This is a genomic window from Halomonas terrestris (assembly GCF_049166755.1).
Taxonomy (GTDB): Bacteria; Pseudomonadota; Gammaproteobacteria; order Pseudomonadales; family Halomonadaceae; genus Halomonas.
In genome coordinates, this window is record NZ_JBMHFZ010000004.1 from 172,185 (window position 1) to 194,433 (window position 22,249).

Annotated in this window: 17 protein-coding genes and 1 pseudogene; 10 read left to right on the forward strand and 8 right to left on the reverse strand. The window is 66.6% G+C overall.

The window, feature by feature from the left end:
* Nucleotides 1-92: 92 nt before the first annotated feature.
* The gene (locus ACOMD9_RS06310; RefSeq protein ID WP_421412875.1) at nt 93-542 is read left to right on the forward strand and encodes a YaiI/YqxD family protein; all 450 of its coding nucleotides are present in this window, start codon (nt 93-95) and stop codon (nt 540-542) included.
* Nucleotides 543-756: 214 nt separating this feature from the next.
* On the opposite strand, the gene ACOMD9_RS06315 is transcribed toward ACOMD9_RS06310, so the two are convergent.
* Nucleotides 757-1,758, reverse strand: a complete 1,002-nt coding sequence (locus ACOMD9_RS06315) for a glutathione S-transferase family protein (protein ID WP_421412876.1) — start codon at nt 1,756-1,758, stop codon at nt 757-759.
* A gap of 83 nt (nt 1,759-1,841) precedes the next feature.
* Nucleotides 1,842-2,756 (reverse strand): LysR family transcriptional regulator, encoded by a 915-nt coding sequence (locus ACOMD9_RS06320; RefSeq protein ID WP_421412878.1) that lies wholly within the window; start codon nt 2,754-2,756, stop codon nt 1,842-1,844.
* Between the two features lie 98 nt (nt 2,757-2,854).
* Between ACOMD9_RS06320 and ACOMD9_RS06325 the strand changes: the two genes are divergently transcribed.
* The 3 genes from ACOMD9_RS06325 to ACOMD9_RS06335 all read left to right on the forward strand — a co-directional run bounded on the left by ACOMD9_RS06325 (nt 2,855) and on the right by ACOMD9_RS06335 (nt 7,629).
* Nucleotides 2,855-3,706, forward strand: a complete 852-nt coding sequence (locus ACOMD9_RS06325) for a pirin family protein (protein ID WP_421412879.1) — start codon at nt 2,855-2,857, stop codon at nt 3,704-3,706.
* A gap of 199 nt (nt 3,707-3,905) precedes the next feature.
* The gene (locus tag ACOMD9_RS06330) at nt 3,906-5,630 is read left to right on the forward strand and encodes a peptidoglycan DD-metalloendopeptidase family protein (RefSeq protein ID WP_421412880.1); all 1,725 of its coding nucleotides are present in this window, start codon (nt 3,906-3,908) and stop codon (nt 5,628-5,630) included.
* 142 nt (nt 5,631-5,772) lie between these two features.
* Nucleotides 5,773-7,629: an ABC transporter ATP-binding protein gene (locus tag ACOMD9_RS06335; protein WP_421412979.1), complete on the forward strand. Its 1,857-nt coding sequence runs from the start codon at nt 5,773-5,775 to the stop codon at nt 7,627-7,629.
* A 3-nt stretch (nt 7,630-7,632) separates the two neighbouring features.
* On the opposite strand, the gene ACOMD9_RS06340 is transcribed toward ACOMD9_RS06335, so the two are convergent.
* Complete coding sequence (locus tag ACOMD9_RS06340) at nt 7,633-9,264, reverse strand: L,D-transpeptidase family protein (RefSeq protein WP_421412882.1); 1,632 nt, start codon at nt 9,262-9,264, stop codon at nt 7,633-7,635.
* Nucleotides 9,265-9,389: 125 nt separating this feature from the next.
* Between ACOMD9_RS06340 and ACOMD9_RS06345 the strand changes: the two genes are divergently transcribed.
* The 6 genes and pseudogenes from ACOMD9_RS06345 (at nt 9,390) to ACOMD9_RS06370 (ending at nt 15,563) form a co-directional block, all read left to right on the forward strand.
* Nucleotides 9,390-10,100, forward strand: a complete 711-nt coding sequence (locus tag ACOMD9_RS06345) for a murein L,D-transpeptidase catalytic domain family protein (protein ID WP_421412883.1) — start codon at nt 9,390-9,392, stop codon at nt 10,098-10,100.
* A 282-nt stretch (nt 10,101-10,382) separates the two neighbouring features.
* Nucleotides 10,383-11,735, forward strand: coding sequence for a NarK family nitrate/nitrite MFS transporter (locus ACOMD9_RS06350; protein WP_421412884.1), 1,353 nt, complete (start codon nt 10,383-10,385; stop codon nt 11,733-11,735).
* Between the two features lie 173 nt (nt 11,736-11,908).
* A complete protein-coding gene (locus ACOMD9_RS06355) occupies nt 11,909-12,340 on the forward strand; it encodes a GFA family protein (RefSeq protein WP_421412886.1) in 432 nt (143 codons plus the stop codon).
* A gap of 653 nt (nt 12,341-12,993) precedes the next feature.
* Nucleotides 12,994-13,263, forward strand: a pseudogene (locus tag ACOMD9_RS06360) (VpsR-related response regulator); the annotation flags it as partial.
* A 102-nt stretch (nt 13,264-13,365) separates the two neighbouring features.
* On the forward strand, nt 13,366-14,406 hold the full coding sequence (locus ACOMD9_RS06365) for a sigma-54 interaction domain-containing protein (RefSeq protein WP_421412980.1): 1,041 nt from the start codon (nt 13,366-13,368) through the stop codon (nt 14,404-14,406).
* 80 nt (nt 14,407-14,486) lie between these two features.
* Nucleotides 14,487-15,563 carry a transporter gene (locus ACOMD9_RS06370; protein ID WP_421412887.1) on the forward strand — a complete coding sequence of 359 codons (1,077 nt, stop codon included), beginning with the start codon at nt 14,487-14,489 and terminating at the stop codon, nt 15,561-15,563.
* Between the two features lie 104 nt (nt 15,564-15,667).
* Here the strand turns inward: ACOMD9_RS06370 and ACOMD9_RS06375 are convergent, their stop codons facing one another.
* The 5 genes from ACOMD9_RS06375 to ACOMD9_RS06395 all read right to left on the reverse strand — a co-directional run bounded on the left by ACOMD9_RS06375 (nt 15,668) and on the right by ACOMD9_RS06395 (nt 21,898).
* A complete protein-coding gene (locus ACOMD9_RS06375) occupies nt 15,668-16,336 on the reverse strand; it encodes a hypothetical protein (RefSeq protein ID WP_421412889.1) in 669 nt (222 codons plus the stop codon).
* 18 nt (nt 16,337-16,354) lie between these two features.
* The gene (locus tag ACOMD9_RS06380) at nt 16,355-17,050 is read right to left on the reverse strand and encodes a C39 family peptidase (RefSeq protein ID WP_421412890.1); all 696 of its coding nucleotides are present in this window, start codon (nt 17,048-17,050) and stop codon (nt 16,355-16,357) included.
* Between the two features lie 60 nt (nt 17,051-17,110).
* Nucleotides 17,111-17,527, reverse strand: a complete 417-nt coding sequence (locus ACOMD9_RS06385; protein WP_421412891.1) for a hypothetical protein — start codon at nt 17,525-17,527, stop codon at nt 17,111-17,113.
* Nucleotides 17,528-17,618: 91 nt separating this feature from the next.
* Complete coding sequence (locus ACOMD9_RS06390; protein WP_421412892.1) at nt 17,619-18,767, reverse strand: hypothetical protein; 1,149 nt, start codon at nt 18,765-18,767, stop codon at nt 17,619-17,621.
* A gap of 392 nt (nt 18,768-19,159) precedes the next feature.
* Nucleotides 19,160-21,898, reverse strand: a complete 2,739-nt coding sequence (locus ACOMD9_RS06395; protein WP_421412893.1) for a nitrate reductase — start codon at nt 21,896-21,898, stop codon at nt 19,160-19,162.
* Nucleotides 21,899-22,249: the final 351 nt, after the last annotated feature.

The window sequence follows — 22,249 nt, forward strand, 5'->3', positions numbered from 1 at the left end:
GCGAGGAGCGCGCATGCTACCATCGGCGCCATCCGCTGACCAGCCTTTTCCGAGTGCCTTCGCCCGAAGGCCCTGACCGCCAGGAGTTTGCCATGCCGAGTCTCTGGGTCGACGCCGATGCCTGCCCCAGGGTGGCGCGCGACATCATCGTGCGCGCCGCCGAGCGTACCGCCACCCCGACCTGGTTCGTGGCCAACCATGCGGTACCGCTGCCGGCCTCGAGGTGGGTCAAGGGACTCGCGGTGAGCCACGGCTTCGATGCCGCCGACAACGAGATCGTCGCACGGCTGGCCGCTGGCGACCTGCTGATCACCTCGGACCTGCCGCTGGCCATGGAGGCCATCGACAAGGGTGCGGCGGTGATGACCACCCGCGGCGAGATACTCGACCGGAGCAACATCCGCGCCCGGGTTCAGATGAGGGACTTCATGGAGACCCTGCGTGCCAGCGGCGAGCACACCGGCGGCCCCAGGGGCTACGCCGACACCGACCGCCGCGAGTTCGCCAATGCCCTGGACCGCTGGCTGGCGAAGAACGCCTGATCCAATCGCCGGATAAGTCTGGTTCCTACCTACCGAGTTGAGGTGTCATCACCCTTGTGGGAGCCCGATTTATCGGGCGAATGGAGGCCGAAGGACTCCCGGCGGGAGACGCGGATCTCACCAGAACTGACGGGCGCCTACGGCGCCATTCGTCGAAGCGTCGAACCGCGGCAAAGCCCAATTCCCACAACAGGCATACCAGAGTGCCATGCCCCTACTCCTGCCAAATCCCCCGGCCCGGCAACCGCTCGCGATCATGTGAGCGCTCGAGGTCGAGCCGCGGACCATAGGGCACGATACGGGTGGGGTTGATGGTGTCGTGGCTGTAGTAGTAGTGGCGCTTGATGTGGTCGAAGTCCACCGTCTCCTTGATGCCCGGCCACTGGTAGAGCTCGCGCACATAGTTCGACAGGTTGGGGTAGTCCTCGATGCGCCGCAGGTTGCACTTGAAGTGGCCGTGGTAGACCGCATCGAAGCGCACCAGGGTGGTGAACAGGCGAATGTCGGCCTCGGTCAGCCACTCGCCGGCCAGGTAACGGCTCTCGGCCAGCCGCGCCTCCATCCGGTCGAGTGCCTCGAACAGCGCCACCACGTGCTTCTCGTAGACGGCCTGCTCGGTGGCGAAGCCCGACTTGTAGACGCCGTTGTTGATGTGGTCGTAGACATCGGCATTGACCGCATCGATGGTCGCGCGCAGCTCCGCCGGGTAGAAGTCGAGCCGGTTGCCGGTCAGCTCGTCGAAGGCACCGTTGAAGATCCGCAGCAGGTCGGCGGACTCGTTGTTGACGATACGCCCTTCGCGCCTGTCCCACAGCGCCGGCACCGTGACCCGCCCGGTGTAGTGCGGCTCGGTCAGGGTATAGAGCTCGCGGTGGTAGTCGACGCCGTTGACCGGGTCGCCGCTTGAGCCCTCGCTCTCCTCGTAGGTCCAGCCCTGGTCCAGCATCAGCGGGCTGACGTGGGAGACGCCGACCAGGTCGTCGAGCCCCTTGAGGCGGCGCATGATCAGGGTGCGGTGCGCCCAGGGGCAGGCCAGGGAGACATAGAGGTGGTAGCGTCCGGCCTCGGCGGGCAAGCCCGGCTGCCCCTCCGGTCCCTGGCCGCCATCGGCAGTGATCCAGTCGCGCAGCTGGGCGGATTCACGCACGAACTCGCCGCCGTGCTTGCGGGTGTCGTACCACTGGTCATGCCAGACGCCGTCGATCAACAGGCCCATGGTGTCCTCTCTTCATTCTCAAGGTCGTTGGATCAGAGCCTAAAGCGATTGCATCGAATCTCAAGCGCATCATTTGGCACAGATCATTCGACCATATCGAATGAATCACCCTCCGAGCAGGCCGCCACCTCCCGCTTGAGGGCATTGGCCATGGCATGAGTCGCCGGCCCCGCCCGGTCGCGGTCGCGATGGATGAGCTGGACGGGAACCTCGCGGACGCCTCCGGCGGCGAGCGGCAACGGCTTCAAGCGCCCCTCGCCAAGGGCCTCGTGGATACGTGTCTCCGGTACCCAGGCGAAGCCCAGGCCGCGCTCGAGCATGTCGATGGAGGTATGCAGGTGACTGAGGGTCCAGCGCTGCTCGGCCTTCAGCCAGCCGGAGTCCAGCGACTGTCGCAGCGCCGAGTCGCGCACCACCAGCTGGCGGTGCTGCACCAGGTCGCGAAGGTCGAGCGGCCGGGCCAGGCGATGCAGGGCATGATCGGGATGGGCCACGGCGATGAAGCGCACCGTCACCAGCGGCTCGCCCAGGAACCCTTGGGCGGACAGCCCCGAGACCACCAGGTCGGCACTGCCGTCGTAGAGCATCTCGATGCCCCCGTTGAGCACGGTCTCGTGCAGCTGCACCCGGACATGGGGGTACTCCCGCGAGAAGGTCTCCAGGGCACGGGCCAGGGCATCGGGCGGGAACAGCTGGTCCACGGCCAGCACCACCTCGGCCTCCAGCCCCTCGGCGAGGCTTGCCGCCACCTCCTCCAGCGAGGCGGCGCTCTCGATCAGCTGGCGGGCACGCCGCAGCAGCATGCCGCCCGCTTCGGTCAGCCGCACCTGTCGCCCCACCGGCTCCAGCACCCGCACGCCGAGCTGCTCTTCCAGCTTGTGTACCGCATGATTGAGGGTCGAGGGGCTCTTGTGGATGGCCTCGGCGGCGCGGGCAAAGCCGCCATGGTCGACCACCGCGGCCAGCATCTGCCATTGGGTCAGGGTGACGCGTGACATTTCGAATTCCTCGAATATTCAAAGCGAATCATTGCGCTTAATTTTCGAAAAATACGATCTAGAATGCCAGTCAAACCTTGCAAGAACGGAGAAACCCCATGACTTCCACGACCACATCCCGCCAGGTCGAACACCTGCAACCCAGCCGGCCCAGCCAGGACGGCGACGGGGTGAAAATCCAGCGAATCCACGATTTCGGCGGCGGCCTGGACCCCTTCCTGATGCTCGACGAACTGGGCTCGGATCGCCCCGACGACTACATCGGCGGCTTCCCGCCCCACCCCCACCGCGGCATCCAGACCCTGACCTACGTGATCCACGGCGGCCTGACCCACGAGGACCACCTGGGGCACTCGAGCACCATCCGTGCCGGCGACGCCCAGTGGATGCATACCGGCCGCGGCATCATCCATTCGGAGATGCCGCTCACCGACAGCCAGGGCCTGCACGGCTTCCAGCTGTGGCTCAACCTGCCGGCAAGGGACAAGCTGAGCCCGGCCACCTACCGGGATGTGCGCGCGGCCGAGATGCCCCGCCTCGCCGGCAACGGTGCCGAGCTGATCGCCCTCGGCGGGCGCTGGCAGGACAGCGGCGGCGAACACGTCGACGGGCCGCTGAATGCCCTGGCCGGCGACGGTGCGGTGGCCCATGTGCGCCTGGAACCGGGCGGCGAACTGACCCTGGCCACCGCGGCACCTACCCTGCTGGCCTATGTCTTCGCGGGCAGCCTGGAGCTCGGCGACAGCCGCGTGGCCCACGGCCAGCTGGCCCGCCTGGGCAGCGGCGACAGGCTGGCGCTGGCCAGCACCGAGGGTGGCGAGGCCCTGCTGCTGGCCGGCCATCCCCACGGAGAGCCCATCGCCCATTACGGCCCCTTCGTGATGAACGAGCATGCCGAGCTGGAGCAGGCGTTGCGGGACTACCGCGACGGCACCCTGACCGGGGAGTGACGAGACAGGGGTTGATTTTCCCCGCGCCATCGGCTCCAATGCATGATTAGTAAACAGTGTTCGACCCGCCAGTGCCGATTCGGATCAGGCCCGAATCGGCCCTTGCTGTATGCATGTACAGACTAGGCACGCCATACGTCATGGGTTATGGTTCCAATGCCTTTTTTTATCCTTTTCATCATTCATTGGCCGTCTACCCATGTTGCGAATCCTCCATTCGCTGCCCCGCACGCACAAGTTATTACTGTTACCCGTTGCCACCATGGTCACAGTGCTGGGCGCACAGAAAATCGTCACCTCAGTCCAGGATGTCCAGCGCGATAACCAGCCGCTCGACACCGTACTCGTCCCCCTCGATCCCGACGCACAACCCGGCCTTCCCTCCCTGAGCCTCGAACGCAGCCAGGTCACCAGCGCCATCGAGATGGCATCGTTGGCCCTCGATGCCACCCGCGAGCATGTCCCGCTGTCGAGCCTCACCGCCTCCGAGATCGTCGATGTCGATCTCATCGCCCCCGCGAGTGCCGCGGCCGAGGATCGGCAGGCGCCCCGGGCCCTGGCGATCCCCGAAAAGGAACGCGGAGGGCCGGCAGATGCCGACCTGGCCGAGGCCCCGATGATCGATGATGGTGCACTGCACATGGCGGTGGTGATCGGCACCATCGCCAGTGGCATGCTCGACCACGACGGGACCCTGATGGCCGACGCCACCTCCTATGAAGAGATCCCCGAAGAGGAGCTGAGGCTGTTCGGCGAGGGGGCGGTTTTCCTCGAGGAAGAGATCGCCGCCAGCGAGCCCTTCGTGCCCGAATGGGAGACCTACACGGTGCAGCAGGGCGACACCTTTGCGGTCATGGCCCAGAATCGCCTGGGGCTGGGTTACAGCGAGGTGCTGCGCCTGCTCGACGAGCTTCCCGACCAGAACGTCCTGACCCGCTGGCGGGCCGGCAACAGCTTCGAATACCAGCTCGACGAGGAGGGCAAGCTGCTGACCCTGAGGGTGATGCGCAACGCCCGCAGCGGCTTCTTCGTCGAGCGCGGGGAAGACGGCTTCGAGGTCGCCACCATCGAGCGCGCCGGTGAGGCGACCCAGCGCCTGTTCGCCGGTACGGTCAGCGGCAGCTTCGCTCGCTCGGCCCAGGCTACCGGCCTCTCCAGCGCAGAGGTCAGCCAGCTCTCCCGCCTGCTGGAGAAGAAGCTCGACTTTCGCCGCGACACCCGTCGCGGCGATCGTTTTCAGGTACTCATCGAGTCCGACATCATCGACGGCGAGAGCCTCGATTCCCGCGTGCTGGCCGTCCAGTACGAAGGGGCCCGCATGGACCTGACCGTGGTCCGCAACAGTGCCGACAACAACTTCTACACCCCGGAAGGCCAGAGCCTCGACCCGGCCTTCAGTCGCTACCCCTTCCAGGGCAGCTACCGCATCAGTTCCCACTTCAACCCGAGGCGCAAGCACCCGGTCACCGGGCGCGTCAGCCCGCACCGCGGCACCGACTTCGCCATGCCCATCGGCACCCCGGTCACGTCACCCGCCGATGGCCGCGTGGAGAAGGTCGCCAACCATCCGGTGGCCGGACGCTATATCGTCATCCGCCACGACAACGGCTACCAGACGCGCTACCTGCACCTGTCGCGTCCGCTGGTCAGCCGCGGCGACCGGGTGAGCATGGGCGAGCGCATCGCCCTCTCGGGCAATACCGGTCGCAGCACCGGACCCCACCTGCACTATGAGGTCCTGGTCGGCAACAACCAGGTCAATGCCATGAAGGTCGACCTGCCGGAGAACAAGAGCCTGTCGGGCGAGACCCTGCTGGCCTTCCAGCGCGAGGCAGAGCCGCTGCTGGCCGCGCTGCAGAGTGGCGAGACCGGTACCGTGGTGGCTCGGGCGAACCCGTCCGAAGCGAGCGACGACGAGGGCTGAGCCTTCGCCGACCGAGCCTCACCCAGCGCCCCGCCACCGAGCGGGGCGCTGTCCGTCCGGGGTGGATGATACATCCGCTCGCCGGCCAGATAGACTGAACAGGTCCCGAGGACCGGAGAACCCCCGCTTGTCGTCTCCCCACATGCGTCGTGCCATTCCTGCCCAGCCTCCCCAGGGCAATCGCCTGAGCGCCTTCTTCGGTGTCTTCCGCTACAGCCACCGGGCACTCACGCTGGTGTGGCAGACCTCGCGCCCGCTGACCCTCGGCCTGGCCGTCTGCACCCTGGTGGCCGGCGTGCTGCCGGCGGTGGCGGCCTGGATCGGCCAGTTGATCGTCGACTCGGTGGTCGATGCCATGGCATACCATCGCGAGACGGGCGAGGCACTCTCCTTTACCACCGCCTGGCCCGTGCTGCGCTACGTGCTGGCCGAGGCCGGGGTGGTCGCCCTGATCGCCCTGGCCCAGCGCGGGCTCTCGGCCCAGCAGTCGCTGCTGCGTGCGCTGCTCGGGCAGAAGGTCAACGTCATGATCCTCGAGAAGGCCGGCACCCTGTCACTGGCCCAGTTCGAGGACTCGGAATTCTATGACAAGCTGACCCGCGCCCGTCGCGAGGCCTCGATCCGTCCGCTGGGGCTGGTCAACAAGACCTTCTCGCTCGCGCAGAACGCCATCTCGCTGGTCAGCTTCGGGGTGCTCCTGGTGCAGTTCTCGCCCTGGGCGATCCTGATCCTGGTGGTCGGCGCCCTGCCGGTGTTCGTCTCCGAGGCCAAGTTCTCCGGCGATGCCTTCCGGCTGTTCCGCTGGCGCTCGCCCCAGACCCGCATGCAGATGTACCTGGAGACGGTGCTGGCCCGGGAGGACAGTATCAAGGAGGTCAAGCTGTTCGGCCTCGAGCCGCTGCTGCTCGACCGCTACCGCCGGATCTTCGATACCCTCTACGGCGAGGATCGCCGCCTGACGCTGCGCCGCGAGAGCTGGGGGTTCCTGCTCGGCCTGCTGGGCACCCTGGCCTTCTATGGCGCCTATGCCTGGGTGGTGGCAGAGACCGTGACCGGGCGGCTGACGCTCGGCGAGATGACCATGTACCTGATGGTCTTCAAGCAGGGCCAGGCGGCGCTCTCGGCGAGCCTCACCTCGATCAGCGGCATGTACGAGGACAACCTCTATCTCTCCAATCTCTACGAGTACCTGGAGCAGCCGGTGGCCGCCGAGGACGGCACCCTGACCCGCGGCACGCATCCCGGCGACGGCATCCGCTTCGAGAACGTGAGCTTCACCTACCCCGGTGCCGAGACGCCGGCACTGTCGGGCATCTCGCTGCACCTGGTCCCCGGCCAGAGCCTGGCCCTGGTGGGGGCCAACGGCTCCGGCAAGACTACCCTGATCAAGCTGCTCACCCGGCTCTACGCGCCGAGCGAGGGCCGCATCCTGCTCGACGGCAGCGACCTGCGCGACTGGGATGTCCAGGCCCTGCGCCGCCGCATCGGGGTGATCTTCCAGGACTTCGTGCGCTACCAGCTCAAGGTCGGCGAGAACCTGGGCGCCGGCGACGTGGCCGCCTTCGCCGACGAGGCCCGCTGGCAGGAAGCCGCCCGGCGCGGCCTGGCCGAGGACTTCATCGCCGACATGCCCGGCGGCTACCACACCCAGCTCGGGCGCTGGTTCAAGGGCGGTCAGGAACTCTCCGGCGGCCAGTGGCAGAAGATCGCCCTGTCGCGGGCCTACATGCGCGAGAGTGCCGACATCCTGGTCCTCGACGAGCCCACCGCCGCCATGGACGCGGCCGCCGAGGCCGCGGTGTTCGCCGACTTCCGGGAGCACAGCCGCGACAAGATGACCATCCTCATCTCCCACCGCTTCTCCACGGTGCGCGCCGCCGACCAGATCCTGGTGATCGACGGCGGCAGCATCCTCGAGCAGGGCGATCACGCCAGCCTGATGGCGGCCAATGGGCGCTATGCCCGGCTGTTCCGGCTCCAGGCCGAGGGCTATCGCTGACGCCTACCACGCCAGCGGCCGATCCAGCGCGGTCAGCAGGGCCTCGTCGCGCTGGTAGATGTCGGGGCGGAAGGCCAGCTCACCGTCCTCGGCGGCGTGCACCGTCCAGTAGTGCAGGATCACCGGCACGCGCTCCGCCAGTGGCACGTTGCGGGTCTGTCCGCTGTCGATCAGCGACTGGATGTCGCGGTCGCTGTCGGTATCGTCGAACAGCAGCTGGACGAGCTCGAGCACACCCTGCACCCGGATGCAGCCCGAGCTGAAGGCGCGCTGCTCACGGGCGAAGAGCCCCTGGGCCGGCGTGTCGTGGAGATAGACCAGGTGCTCATTGGGGAAGCGGATCGCCACCCGCCCCAGGGCATTCTGCGGCCCCGGGTCCTGGCGCAGCATGATGTTGCCGGGGTTGTCCCAGTCGATCTCCCAGGGGTCGAGGGGCGTGCCCGAGGGACTCAGTACCCGAATGTTCTCCCGCCACAGGTAGCCGAGGTCCTGCCGCACCCGGGGCAACACGTCCTCGCGCCGGATGGTCGGCGGAATCGTCCAGGTCGGGTTGACGGTCAGGTGGGTGATCTCGGAGCGCAGCGACGGCGTGCGCCGGTAGGGCCGCCCCACCACGATGCGCGAACGCCAGATCTCGCCGCCGGGGCGGAAGTAACTGAGCTGATAGCCGGCGATGTCCACCAGCACGAAGGCCTCGGGCAGGCCGTGCAGCAGCCAGCGTGCCCGCTCGAGATTGAGGCGGATCTGGTCGATGCGCACTTCCACTGGCACGTTGAGCGCCCTGCGGGTCTGGGGCCCCACGATGCCGTCCACCTCCAGCAGGTGCCGACGCTGGAAGCGCCGCACCGCCGCTTCCAGCCCCTCGTCATAGTGGCGCGGATCCGGGGCCTCCAGTTCGGCACCGGGGAAGGCGGCGATATCCGCGGCCATCACCTCCAGCTCGCCGATCACCGCCAGTCGCTCGCGCAGCAGTACCACGTCGTCATCGATGTCGCCCGGGCGCAGCGAGCGCTCCCTGGCCGGCAGGCTCGGCCATCCACCCAGGCGTTCGATGTTGCGATAGCGGGCCAGGCCGGTACGCAGCCGCTCGTAGGGCGCATAGGCGGGGCGCACCTCGGCGAAGGCCTGCTCGAAGCGCTGGGCGTCCACGGCCCGGGAGAGCGCCGCCAGGTCGAGTGGCGGAGCGGCGATCGGGACTTCCCAGCCGGGATCGATGTCGTGGGGATCCAGCTTGCCGCGCTGCAGGTGCCGCAGGGCGGTCAACAATACCCGGCTGGCGTACAGGTCGAAGCGCGCCTGCCGCTCGAGGTCCGCCTCGCTCTCGTGGGCCTGCCGATGGCCGGCCACCAGGGCGTCCGGTCGATAATCCCCGGGGATCAACCCATCGCCATCCAGGGTATGCAACGCCGCGGCAAAGGCGGCCACCGTGCGGGAATCGCGCCAGGCCGGGCGCTGGTCGCGCACGTCATAGAAGGCCTGGAGTTCATCGCCCCGCTCGGCCAGCAGCTCGGCGATGGCGGCCGCGAGTGGCGATGCCGCCTCGGCCTGCTCCTGCCCCGCGGCCGGGCCCGCCAGCGCGAACAGGACCAGCAGCCAGGCGATCAGGAAGCTCATGCTTCCGCGAGCGTGCGTCATACGAAACTCCTGCGTTGATGGAGGCGCCTGGTCATCCCGGCCCTCATGGGCATAATAGTGCCAGACCGGGGGCCACAGGGAAGCAGGCCCCATTCTCGTGCCGGATCGAACGCCACAGGTACTCCATGATGCGCTCCCTGCTTCCACTGATGGCCGGCTCGCTGCTGGTCGCCCTGCCCGCCACCGCCGACGACTTCCTCGCCCAGGCACTGCATCCCGACCAGTTCAGCGCCCCGCCCCTAGAGCACACCCTGACCCGCCTGGCGCCCAATGCCGACCCCCGGGTGCTGGAACTGGCGGCCAGCGCCCTGGCCTGCGCGGCTCCCGACGCCGGCCGCCTGGCGGTGATCGACTACTCGCTGCCTTCCACCGAACCCCGCCTGTGGGTGTTCGACCTGGACCGGGAGGAGCTGATGTTCGAGGAGTTGGTCTCCCATGGCCAGGGCTCCGGCGATGCCGAGGCCACGCGTTTCTCCAATATCCCGGAGAGTCATCAGTCGAGCCTGGGACTGTTCCGTACCATGAACAGCTACTATGGCCGCAACGGCTACTCGCTGCGCCTCGAGGGGCTGGAGCCAGGCGTCAATGACCTCGCCTACCAGCGCGCCATCGTCATCCACGGGGCGGACTACGTCAGCGAGGCCTTCATCGAGCAGACGGGCCGGCTGGGCCGCAGCCATGGCTGTCCGGCGGTTCGCCAGGAAGTGACCTACCCGCTGATCGACAGCATCAAGGAGGATCATTACCTGTTCGCCTACTACCCCGACCCGGAATGGCTGGAGGGTTCCACCTTCCTGGCCTGTGACCGCGACGATCGCCGACTGGCCATGAACTAGCCTCCGGCACCAGAAGGGGGCAAGGCGGCCCCGAATTGCGCGCTCCTGCACCGCCACGGGCGCCCTGGCCTACCGGCCAGGGCGCCTTTTTCTTTATAAATATCTGAAACAGCTAGAAAAGATCCACACTGGCAACATGCTTGCTTGGTGGTAGTCAGTCACTGGTAGGCGTGGACCAGGCTCCCCGTGCCAAGGAATGGGAGTACGAGTGCGTCGAACCTGACCTTCAACGCTGAAGGACACGTTCCCGGATTCGCTACCATCCAACGCGAGGCCTGACCCATGGAAATTCTCGACAAGGCCAACAGGATTCGCCTGTTGCACTTCAGTTCCCCCCAGATGCGCGCCTTCCACTTCTCGTGGTTCGCCTTCCATATCTGCTTCTTCGGCTGGTTCGGCATTGCCCCCCTGATGGCGGTGGTCCGGGAGGACCTCGCCCTCACCCAGACCCAGATCGGCAACACCATCATCGCCTCGGTGGCTATCACCGTGGTCGTGCGGTTGCTGATCGGCGTGCTCTGCGACCGCATCGGTCCGCGCAAGGCCTACACCGGCCTGCTGATCCTCGGCTCGATTCCCGTCATGGGCATCGGTCTCGCCAACAGCTTCGAGACCTTCCTGCTGGCGCGCCTGGCCATCGGGGCCATCGGTGCCTCCTTCGTGATCACCCAGTACCACACCACCATGATGTTCGCCCCCAATGTGGTGGGTACCGCCAACGCCACCAGTGCCGGCTGGGGCAACCTGGGCGGCGGCACCACCCAGATCCTGATGCCGCTGATCTTCTCCGGCCTGCTGATGCTCGGCGTCAGCGAGACACTGGGCTGGCGGCTGGCCATGGTGGTGCCCGGCGTGGTGCTGTTCATCACCGGCATCTGCTACTACCTGTTCACCCAGGACGCCCCCAACGGCAACTTCGAGGACCTGCGCGCCCGGGGCGAGCTGCCGCCGGCCAACGGCGACAGCGGTGCCGGCCAGACCTTCCTGGCCGCCGCCAGGGATCTCCGCGTCTGGGCACTGTTCGTGGTCTATGCGATCTGCTTCGGTGTCGAGCTGACCATCAACAACATCGCCGCCATCTACTTCTTCGACCACTTCGACCTGACCCTGGCCACCGCCGGCATGATCGCCGGCCTGTTCGGCCTGATGAACGTCTTCGCCCGCACCATGGGGGGCGTCTTCTCCGACCTCTTCGCCCGCAATGGTGGCCTCAAGGGGCGGGTGCGCTGGCTGTTCATCGCCCTGGTCTGCGAGGGCATCGCCCTGGTCGCCTTCTCGCAGATGCATGTGCTGTCGTACGCCATCGGCATCATGCTGGTGTTCAGCCTCTTCGTGCAGATGGCGGAAGGCGCCACCTATGGCGTGGTGCCCTTCATCAACAAGAAGGCCCTGGGCGCCGTGGCCGGGATCGTCGGCGCCGGTGGCAACGTGGGCGCCGTGGCCGCCGCCTTCCTGTTCCGCACGGAGGCCCTCACCTACCAGCAGGGGCTCTTCTACCTGGGCCTGACCGTGCTGGTGCTGGCCTCCTGCGCCCTGCTGGTGCGCTTCTCGGCCGAGACCGAGGCCGAGGAAGCCGCTGCCTACCAGGATGCCATCGGCGAGGATACCGGTGCCGGCGCCCTGTCGCTGCGCTGATCCCCCTCCCCGCTCCACGCCTGTGCCGCCGCCCTGCGGGGCGGCGGTGTAGCGTCTCGACCAGAGTGCCGACGAGTGCGACGGGAGAATGCCGTCATCAACGCCTAGACTGCATGAGATGGCCGGCGGCGGAGCCGGCCACTTCCTTCACATGGACCGAGCAGGAGGCGCGCATGAAGGATGCCATGACAGCACGCGGCAGTTGCCTGTGTGGTGCCGTACAGCTGGCCGTCGAGGCCGGCCGACAGAACATCGGGGCCTGTCACTGCCAGATGTGCCGTACCTGGGGAGGCGGGCCCTTGCTGGCCCTGGAGACCGTCACCCGGGTGGAGATGGAGGGCGAGGAGCATGTCACCGTCTACCCCTCGTCGGACTGGGCCGAACGCGGCTTCTGCCGCCACTGCGGCACCCATCTCTTCTACCGGCTGAAGAGCGGCGACCACTACGCGATTCCGGTGGGCCTGGTCGATGGCGGTGAAGCCTGGACCTTCGACACCCAGATCTTCATCGACGAGAAGCCGGCCTTCTACGCCTTCGCCAACACGACGAAGGATCTCACCGGCCAGGAGGTCTTCGACGCCTTCCAGGGCAAGTCCGATACCTGAATTCCGCATGGCCGCAGGTCCGACCTCACTCCGACGAGCCGGCCGGGCAATCATGCCATGGCCGGCCCCCTCCTTCGGCATGGCTGCCGGCCCTTGCGCCCCGCCACGGGGTCAGGGCCACTTCTCGCCGGCCGAGCCCCCTCCGCGGTATCACCGACACCATCCTGCAGGCGGCAGCCATCTGGCACCGGCAGCCGTAACACCTTGGTGGCTGGATGATCGGGCATCACCATTTTTCTCATCCGGTCATCTGTAGATGAACAGTCCCTCCTCGCCAGTATCTCTCCAAGCAAATGAAATCAGTGTCATTTCACCTAATCACTCGAAATGCTTGCCCGTGATGCCCGCATCGCCGAAACGTAACCTGACTTTACAGTACTGAAATAAAGGTCAACACTTCACGATATTTCGGCCGCCTGGAGATTCCCCCTTCGAACAGGGGATGAGGTTTCTAGTGCCATCACTATACCCGTAACGAGAGCACTATCGAATACGCCAGCATGACAAACCTACCCTACCTTCGCTGACGCATTCAGCGAGGTACTCAATGTCGAGACAACCAGGACCATACCCCATGGCGCCGGGATGACATTGCACACTCGATGCCTGGATAACCCTGGATCATGGCTGTCACGACACGGGAAGCGACAATGATGAAGGACACATCACGGCAGCTGCTGCTGGTGGGAGATCGGCGTCTATCAAAAGCGATCATGGCAACCATGACCCCCTACCAATGGTCCCTTGATCATGCCGAGGATCCTGCCGGTGCAGAAAGGCTGTTGCTGGGGGAGCGCCACATGATCGGGCTCATTCTCATGGATGACCATTCTCCCCTCCATGACATCGAAAGACTGGTCAATTCCGGAAGAATGCTCTGGATCGCCCTGGTCGAAAGACAGGCACTGCTGCTGGATGGAATTCGCCAGCTGATCTCCCGGCTTTTCCATGCCTACCTGACGCTCCCCCTGGATGCGGATAGAACCCATCACCTCCTGGAAAGCGCACGGGAGATGGCCAGCATCATGCCTGACGAGGGAGCCGGCGCTCCCCCCTCCCTCAAGGCGGAGAACGAGTATTGCATGGTCGGTGATTCCGTCACCATCCGCCGACTCTACCGCGACATCGGCAAGATCGCCTCGGTCGATGCACCGGTACTGATCACCGGAGAGTCGGGAACCGGCAAGGAGCTGACGGCACGCGCCATCCACGAGCACTCACCTCGTCGCAGCGGTCCCTTCAATGCCGTCAACTGCGGCGCCCTCCCCTCGGGCATCATTCAATCGGAACTCTTCGGCCACGAGAAGGGCGCCTTTACCGGCGCCACCCAGCGCAAGATCGGGATCATCGAGTCCTCCTCCAGCGGAACGCTGTTCCTCGACGAGATCGGTGACCTGCCGCTCGACCTGCAGGTCAACCTGTTGCGTTTCCTGGAGAATCACCGGGTACTGCGCGTGGGCGGGCTGAAGGAGATTCCCGTCGATGTGCGGGTGCTCGCCGCCACCCATGTGGACCTGGAGAAGGCTACCCGGGAAGACGGCTTCCGTGAGGACCTCTTCCATCGCCTCAACGTCCTCCAGATCAACACGCCCCCGCTCAGGGAGCGTCCGGAGGATATCGAGCCACTCGCCAACTTCTTCTTCCGCAAGTTCACGGATGAGAAGGCCGCCTGTGTCCGCGGCTTCAGCCGGGAAAGCCTGATCCGCATGCGCCAGTACGCCTGGCCGGGAAATATACGCGAGCTCATCAACCGCGTAAGGCGGGCGATGGTCATGTGTGACAAGCGGTTGATCACCCCTGTCGATCTCGGGCTGGAGCGGCGGCAACACGCCACCCGACACCGGATGACCCTCGAGCAGGCACGGGACATGGCCGAATGCGACGCCATCAAGGCGGCCCTGGCACGCAACAAGGGCAAGATGATTCATGCCGCAAGAGAGCTCGGCATTTCTCGAGTCACCCTCTACCGACTGATCGACAAGCACGGGATCGATCGCTGCAGCGGTAGCGCCGAGGGAGACGTTGACCTTCACTCCTCCAATATCATCCGGCTGCCCTCGGGGTGATGCCGCCCCCCATCGAGGAAGAAACGCGCGTCTCCATCCACACCAAACTGCTCGAACAGCACGAGGAAGGGAACAACACCATGGCAACCCAAGCACAATACGTCGTCTATGCAACCGGCCTGGTGGCGCTGCTCGGCTCTGCTCCGGCTCTGGCCCAGACTGCGAATGGCGCCCCGATCCAACCTGTCGGGGAACGCCCCCCCGAACAGGAAGTCCAGCCGGAAGTCCAGGCCATGGCCGAGTTCGGCGGCGTCCTGACGCCCAGGGGGCGACTGGTGCTGGAACCGGAGTTCCAGTACTCCCATGAGAGCATCAACCGCATGACCTTCGAGGGTGTCGAGATCCTCAGCACCCTGCTGATCGGTGTCTTCACCGCCCAGGACCTCGACCGTGACAGCTACACGGCCTCCCTGACCGGGCGCCTGGGCTTCACCGACCGGCTGGAACTGGAGATGAAGATCCCCTATGTCTACCGGGATGAAACCAGCCGGGTCACGGTGGCCGAGGTGGACCCGCCCTTCGATCTCGACCGCGCGCTCTCCGGCAACAGCCTCGGGGACATCGAACTGGCCGCCCACTACCAGTTGAACCGCGGGCTGAATGGCCATCCCTTCTATATCGCCAACCTGCGCTACAAGTCGACCACCGGCGAAGGGCCCTTCGACATTCGCCGCAACAGCGAAGGCACGCCCCAGGAGTTGCCCACCGGCACCGGCTTTCATAGCATCGAGCCCAGCCTGACCGTGCTGCTCCCCTCCTCGCCGGCCGTCTTCTTCGCCAACCTGGGCTATGTCTTCAACCTCGAGGACAGCATCAACAAGCCCGTCGGGAACATCCATGTGGGGGATGTCGACCCCGGGGATGCCGTGCGCCTGAGCTTCGGCATGGCCTATTCGATCAATCCCAGGTCATCCTTCACCCTGGGCTACAAGAACGACTTCATCGGCAAGACCAAGACCCAGTACTTCGATCCCGATACGGGGGCCTCGGAAACGCGCAGCTCGAATACGCTCAACGTCGGCTCGATGCTGCTGGGCTGGTCCTACCAGCTCAACCGGGACGTCTCCATCAACCTGGGCCTGGAACTCGGCATCACCGATGATGCGCCGGACACCATCCTGACCCTGCGCGTTCCCTTCGGCATGGACGTCTTCTAGATCTCCGGCCCCGGAGTGACCGGGACGCGCCGCACGCCGGCTGCCCGCGGGGCAGCCGGCGTGCGTTCGGTTCCAGCAACGGGAGAAACGGATGCCCCGGCGACTCAGCGCAGGATCCCGGAGAAAGAGTCGATGATCGCGGCCCGCTGCTTGGCGGCCTTCAGTTCACCGGCATTGCCGACGTGCACACTGATGTCGATCCGCTGCTGGATATCACGCCCGGAGGCATTGCTCACCACCCCGCTGAGGACCGCGTTGCGGGTCACCTGGTGCAGGGCCGCGGTGAAGCCCTGGGCATCCTGGAGGGTGACGCCCGAGAAATCTGCCAGGCCCGCCAGATTGATGCCCTCCGGCGTCATGTCCACCACCCGGATGCCGGCATCGGGGCCGACTCGGGTCGCCATGCCGCCAGGGTCCGTGAAGGACCGAGAGACGAGCTCCACCCCTGAGCGCGTGAAATTCATCACCGAGACCAGTTCGATCCGGTTGTCGATCAGGGTCGTCAGCTCGGCACCGAAGTCGAGCTGCATGCCGCCGATACTGAAGCCGCCACGCAGCTGGCCCAGTTCTGCCTCGTCGATGATGACCCCACGATGGTAGGCATCCTGCGTGGCACGGGCCATGGTGACCTCGCTGATCAAGCGGTCCTGCTCGGCGACCACATCGGTGGCGTGGGCAGGCATCAGCACGCCCGCACCGATCAGCAGGAGGGCCACGATGCGGCCATGGCTCTTGCTGGACCTGTACCCTCTGCTCCCGGTTCTGGCCTTCATGCCAAGCGCTCCTCGCCGTTACCTGCCCAGTTCGTTTCTGCCGGGCAGGGTGAGCAGGCTGTTGCCGATGCTCGAGCGCTGTACGCCAGTCTGCACCGGGGAGGGAGGGCGCACGGCCCAGTCCTGCTCGTGATTGAAGTGCTGCTGGGCAATCTCGAGTTCCGCCCGGGCTCCCAGCACCGTCCCGTTCCAGAGCGTCTCGAAGTGCTCCCGGGGAACCACGATGGTGCCCGCCGCCGGATCCCCCACCAGGACATGGTTCTCGTCGATTCCCTTGACGACCACGAAGTGCTTGTAGCCGGCGGTATCGACCATGGTGATCGCGGGCACGCCGATCCTGATGAAATCGTCCAGGCTGATGCGGAAACCATCCGAGTTCAGCCCCTGGTGGTCCAGGTAGCGCTTCATGTCCAGCATGGAGAAGCCATGCCGCTGGATCTGTTCGGCATCCCCGGCACGAATCATCCACTCGAAGACTTCCGCCTCGGTGGTGGCGCGATCGTAATGGTAGGTCAGCAAGGTCGCCACGGAAGCAGACCCACAGCTGTAGTCATACTCCTGGCGGACGACCCGCTCCCAGCCGATCTCCTGCAGGCTGCTGGCCTCGACCCGGAAGGTGCCGAAATGGCTGGAGATGGTGACCGACCCGGCATTGGCCGCGCCTCCCAGCAGCAACGACGCGATGACGACAGTGAATCCCCTGAGCATCCTCATGATGAATACGATCCCTGGACTGGCAGCAGACGACCGGCGACGTTTCCGGCACCGGTTGCGTTAGTTCGAGATGAAGACACTGATGCCGACGGCGTTGTTGATCGAGTTCCCGTTGCCGGTCACCGCACTGAAGATCCCCGTGCCGCTGTAGTTGCCCATGGCATTGGAATCGAAATTGATGTTTCCGGTGACCATGTTGCCGTTGGTGATAGTGAACGAAGAGTCGGTGACGGATGCCTGCATCTCCTGGATGCTCTTCACGGTATTGAAATGCATGACGGTGCCGTCCCGCCCCCGCGTCTCTTCCATCTCCTGGAGGTCGAGGCGCTCCATGGCGGCAAACCCCGGGGACTGTGCTGTTGCGTTGTCGGCCAGGCCGGCCGACGGGATGCCCATCGTCAGCAGCAGAGCCGAAGCCAGCACCGCAGGGTAGCGCCGATAACGAAATGCGAGTGCACTGTGTAAGGTCGCCTTCATGGCCTGGACTCCCGGTATCCGATCCATACGGCTGGTTCACGGGGGTCGATGGGCTGCCCCACCGACCCCCGGTTCCACGACGTGCTTTCCGTCAGTTGCCGATACTCACATTGCTGTGTGCGGCAACGCTGGTGCCGGCCAGCTGCGAGTTGTAGAGGCCGGTGGAGACGTTCATGTTGTTGATGCCACCGAACACCCCTGCCCCGACGGACACGCTGGCCGCACCGGTGGTGAAGACAGCCGCGCCGCCGTTGCCGCCGTTGCCGCCGGCCCCACCGTTGCCGGCCGTGGCCATGGCGTCGCCAGTGGAACCCTGGCCGCCGCCGCCGCCACCGCCGTTGCCGTTGCCGCCGTTACCGGCCATGGCATCGGCATCGCCGCCGTTGCCGCCGTTACCGGCCATAGCTGCACCCTCACCCGAGCCAGTACCGCTGCCGCTGCCGGTGCCGGCCCCGCCGTCACCGGAAGAAGCGCTGGCAGTGGCTGAAGAGTCAGCCGCCGCGTCCTGAGCGCCACCGGCGGTGTTGTCATCGTCGATATCGTCACCGGCCAGGTTGGCGGCGATATTCGCCCCCAGAGCGGTGGAGGTTGCCCCGGAACCGGAGCTGGTATCGCCGCCTTCGCCGTTACCCAGCCCCAGCCCCAGGCCCAGGCCGGTCCCGTTGGCATCGCCACCGTCATCGCCATCGCCGGCGTTGGCGACGGCCTGGCCACCATTGCCGCCCTGGCCGTTACCACCGGCACCGCCGATACCCGCACCGATGTTCACTGCGGCCGCGTCACCACCGGCCCCGCCAGTAGCACCCATGGCCCCCTGGCCGCCGTTGATGCTGAAGCCGGCGCCTACCACGGTGGAGTTCATCTCCTGCAGCGAGATGACGCTGGTGGAGGTGTTGTAGGACTCGCTCATGGCCCAGGCGTCACCGCCACGGCCGACGGAACCGCCATTGCCGCCGTTACCGGCTGCATCGGCATAACCGCCGGCGCCACCGGTTCCGCCGCCAGCGCCAGCACCGTCATTCTCTCCACCGTTGGCGTTGCCACCGCCGCCACCGGCAGCCAGGCCGAAGCCATCGCCGCCATTCCCGCCGCTGCTGCTGCCACCGACGGCCGTCGCGTTCGAGGTGACATCCTGATCAACGCTGTCGGCCACACCGGCGCTCGGGTTCGCGTGGGCGGTGGAGATCGCCATCACCAGTGCCAGCAGGGGAGTGCCGGCGACTACCAGATACTTATTCATATCCAATTCTCCTTTGGGTACGACTCACCTTCGATGTCCATTGCTGCGTCACTGCGAACCGGTGCCACTGCCTCGAGGCGAGCCAGTGCCCCTGAATGTCGATTCCTGCTCGCAGTCACCTACCCCTGCAGCACGATCCATGCCAGCCCGGCCCCGTCATCTCCTAACCATCTGTCAGGCCTGGCGATAAAGTGCCATCACGCATCAGGAGTCGGCGTGAAGCTGGCCAGGCGAGGCCGCCGAGGAACGTTTTATGTATCACGGCTGAAACATCGTGGAAGCGGGCCGTGGAATCGCTCGGAGCATTTCCATGACAAACATCGGGTTAACCACACGTTTCTCGATGAAACGGCCCTGTTACACAGGAAATTTCCATGACATGTCCCACAATCTCAGGCGGGGTCGATGACTTCCGGCCGTGTCCCGGCAGGTGCCCGGGCACACTCTTCGATCAGCGACTTGAGCTCGGGAATGCAGCTGCCGCACTGGGTACCACAGGCGAGACGCGCCCCCAGGGCCTCGACGCAGGCATCCCCGCCGCGGATCGCCGCCAGAATCGTGGACCGCCCCACCTGGTGGCAGCTGCACACCACCGGACCGCTGTCGGTAGCACCGTCGTCGCAACCGGCCAGCAGGCGCCGGCGACGTGCGGCATCCAACCGTTCGCCCCGGGCGGCCTCGGCGAAGCGCTCGTCGAGCCAGGCCATGCCGGGCAGCTCGCCGGGCGGGCCGACCATCAGCCACCAGCGCAGGCGACCGTCGTCGATGCCCGCGGCGCGCAGGCGCCCGCTGGCCGGGTCGTCGAGCCACAGCGCCGGGGCCACCGGCAGGTGCGCGTTCAGCCAGGCGAGCCAGTCGGGGCGCTCCTCTCCCGGTCGGCCGCCGGCCAGTTGCCAGCGCTGACAGCCGGGGAGCGGAATGCGCGCCCAGTAGCGAGCCGCGTCGCGCCAGTCGGCTTCTACCGCCAGGTCATCGGCCACCAGCAGGGTCGCCTCCCAGGCGATGAGCAGTGGCGTCAGGGCCACGGCGCCATGCTTGGACTCGGGCTGGCCGGAGAGCGGATCGAGGTGGGCCTCCAGCAGGCTGCCCATGCGGGCGTGGCCGCTGAAGCGATCGGTCCAGTGCATGGGCACGAAGACCTCGCCACGGCGCTGCCCCCTGGAGAGCCGCACCCGGCCGAGGTAGTCGCCGCCGGCGCCGGTCAGGCGCGCCAGTTGCTGGTCGTCGACACCCCAGGCCTCGGCGTCGGCGGGCTCCACCTCGATAAAGGGCTCGGCGCGGTGGTTCATCAGCCGCGGCGCCCGGCCGGTGCGCGTCATGGTGTGCCACTGGTCGCGCACGCGCCCGGTATTGAGCCGCAACGGCCGGGCCTCGCTCAACGCCTGCTGCGGCCCGTGGGGGCGTACCGGCACCAGCCGGGCCAGGCCATCCGGGGTGGCGAAGCGGCCATCCTCGAACAGCCGGGCGGTCCCCTGGGGAGCCTTTGCGGTCACCGGCCACTGGATCGGGGTCAGGGCGTCATAGGCAGCCCGATCGAGGCCGGCCAGGCCGGAGATGTCGAACAACCGAGCGGACTCGCTACCGGCCCGGTTCTCGAACCCCGACAGCCGGGCGTGCTCGTCGAAGATCTCGCCGGGGTGGGCATAGTCGAAGGCCTCGCCGAAGCCCAGGCGCCTGGCCACCTCGACCAGGATCCACCAGTCGTGGCGGGCCTCGCCCGGCGGCGGCAGCAGGCCGCGCTGGCGGGAGATGCGTCGCTCGGAGTTGGTCACGGTGCCGTCCTTCTCCGACCAGCTCGAGGCCGGCAGCACGATGTCGGCGTAGGGCAGCAGGTCGGTGTCGGCCACGCACTCGGAGACGATCACCAGCGGGCATTTCGCCAGGGCCGCGCGCACCCGATCGACACGCGGCAGGCTGACGGCCGGGTTGGTGGCCATGATCCATACCGCCTGCACCTCGCCGCGCTCGATCGCCTCGAACAGCGCCACCGCCTTGTGCCCCGGCCCCTCGGGCAGGCTCGGGGTCAGCGACGCTGTCGTCCAGAAGCGGGTGACGCGATCGATGGCCCCGGGGCTGTGGTAGTCCATGTGGGCGGCCAGCTGGTTGGCCAGGCCGCCGACTTCGCGGCCGCCCATGGCGTTGGGCTGGCCGGTGATCGAGAAGGGGCCGGCACCGGGCAGGCCGAGCTTGCCGCCGGCCAGGTGGCAGTTGATGATGGCGTTGCCCTTGTCGGTGCCGCTGGAGGACTGGTTGACCCCCTGGGAATAGAGGGTCACCACGTGAAGCTGGCTGGCGAACCAGTAGAAGAAGGTCTCCAGGCGCTCCGGGTCCAGATCGCAGTCGGCGGCGACGGCCTCCACCGAGGCAGCGTCCTCGCGGGCAGCGGCCAGGGCCTCGTCGATCCCCCCGGTGTGCTGCGCCAGGTAGACCCGGTCGAGCTTGCCCTTGTCGGCCATCCAGGCCAGCAGGCCATTGAACAGCCGGGCGTCGCTGCCCGGTTTCAGGCCCAGGTAGAGATCGGCGATCTCGCAGCTGTCGGTGATCCGGGGGTCGATCACCACCACCCGCATCAGCGGGTTGCGACTCTTGGCGGTGCGCAGGCGCTGGTAGAGCACCGGGTGGTTCCAGGCCAGGTTCGAGCCCACCAGCACCACCAGCTCGGCCTCTTCAAGGTCCTCGTAGCTGCAGGGCACGGCATCGGCGCCGAAGGCCCGCTTGTAGGCCGCCACCGCCGAGGCCATGCAGAGTCGCGAGTTGGTATCCAGGTGCGGGGTGCCGAGAAAGCCCTTGAACAGCTTGTTGGCAACGTAGTAGTCCTCGGTGAGCAGCTGCCCCGAGAGATAGGCCGCCACCGCCTCCTTGCCGTGCGTGCGGCGAGTGTCCTGCAGTCGATCGGCCACCGCGCCGAGTGCCGTCTCCCAGTCCACTTCGACGCCGTCGACCCGAGGCCGGGTCAGGCGCCCCTGGTCGCCCAGGGTCTCGTGCAGGGCCGAGCCCTTGACGCACAGCCGCCCGAAGTTGGCCGGGTGGTCGGCATCGCCTTCCACCCCGGTGATACGGTCATTCTCCACACAGGCCAGGACGCCACAGCCGACGCCGCAGTAGGGGCAGGTGGTTCGGGCCTGATGCATGACGATCTCCTGTCGCGGTAGGTCGGGAAACGACGACGCCCGCCGATGGCTCCCGATCGAGTCGGGGCCGTTGGCGGGCGTCGTTGCCTGGGTTCGGAGGGCCGGCATGGCGCTCCTCTCCGCATGATCCAATGGTAGCAAGACATGTGCCATGCAAGGGTTTTCCCCGGGGGACCAGCAACCTGGGCAGGGACTCCCCGTGTCCTCGCCCCGGGCCCCGCACCAGGAGCCATCACGGGCCGGCACGCAATGCACCACCCCGGTGCCCGGGGCCCTTCGACACGTCGTTCTCGACGGCTTCGCCCCGCCGGAAGGCGCCATCCCGCCTCGAGACAGCATCATCTGGAATGC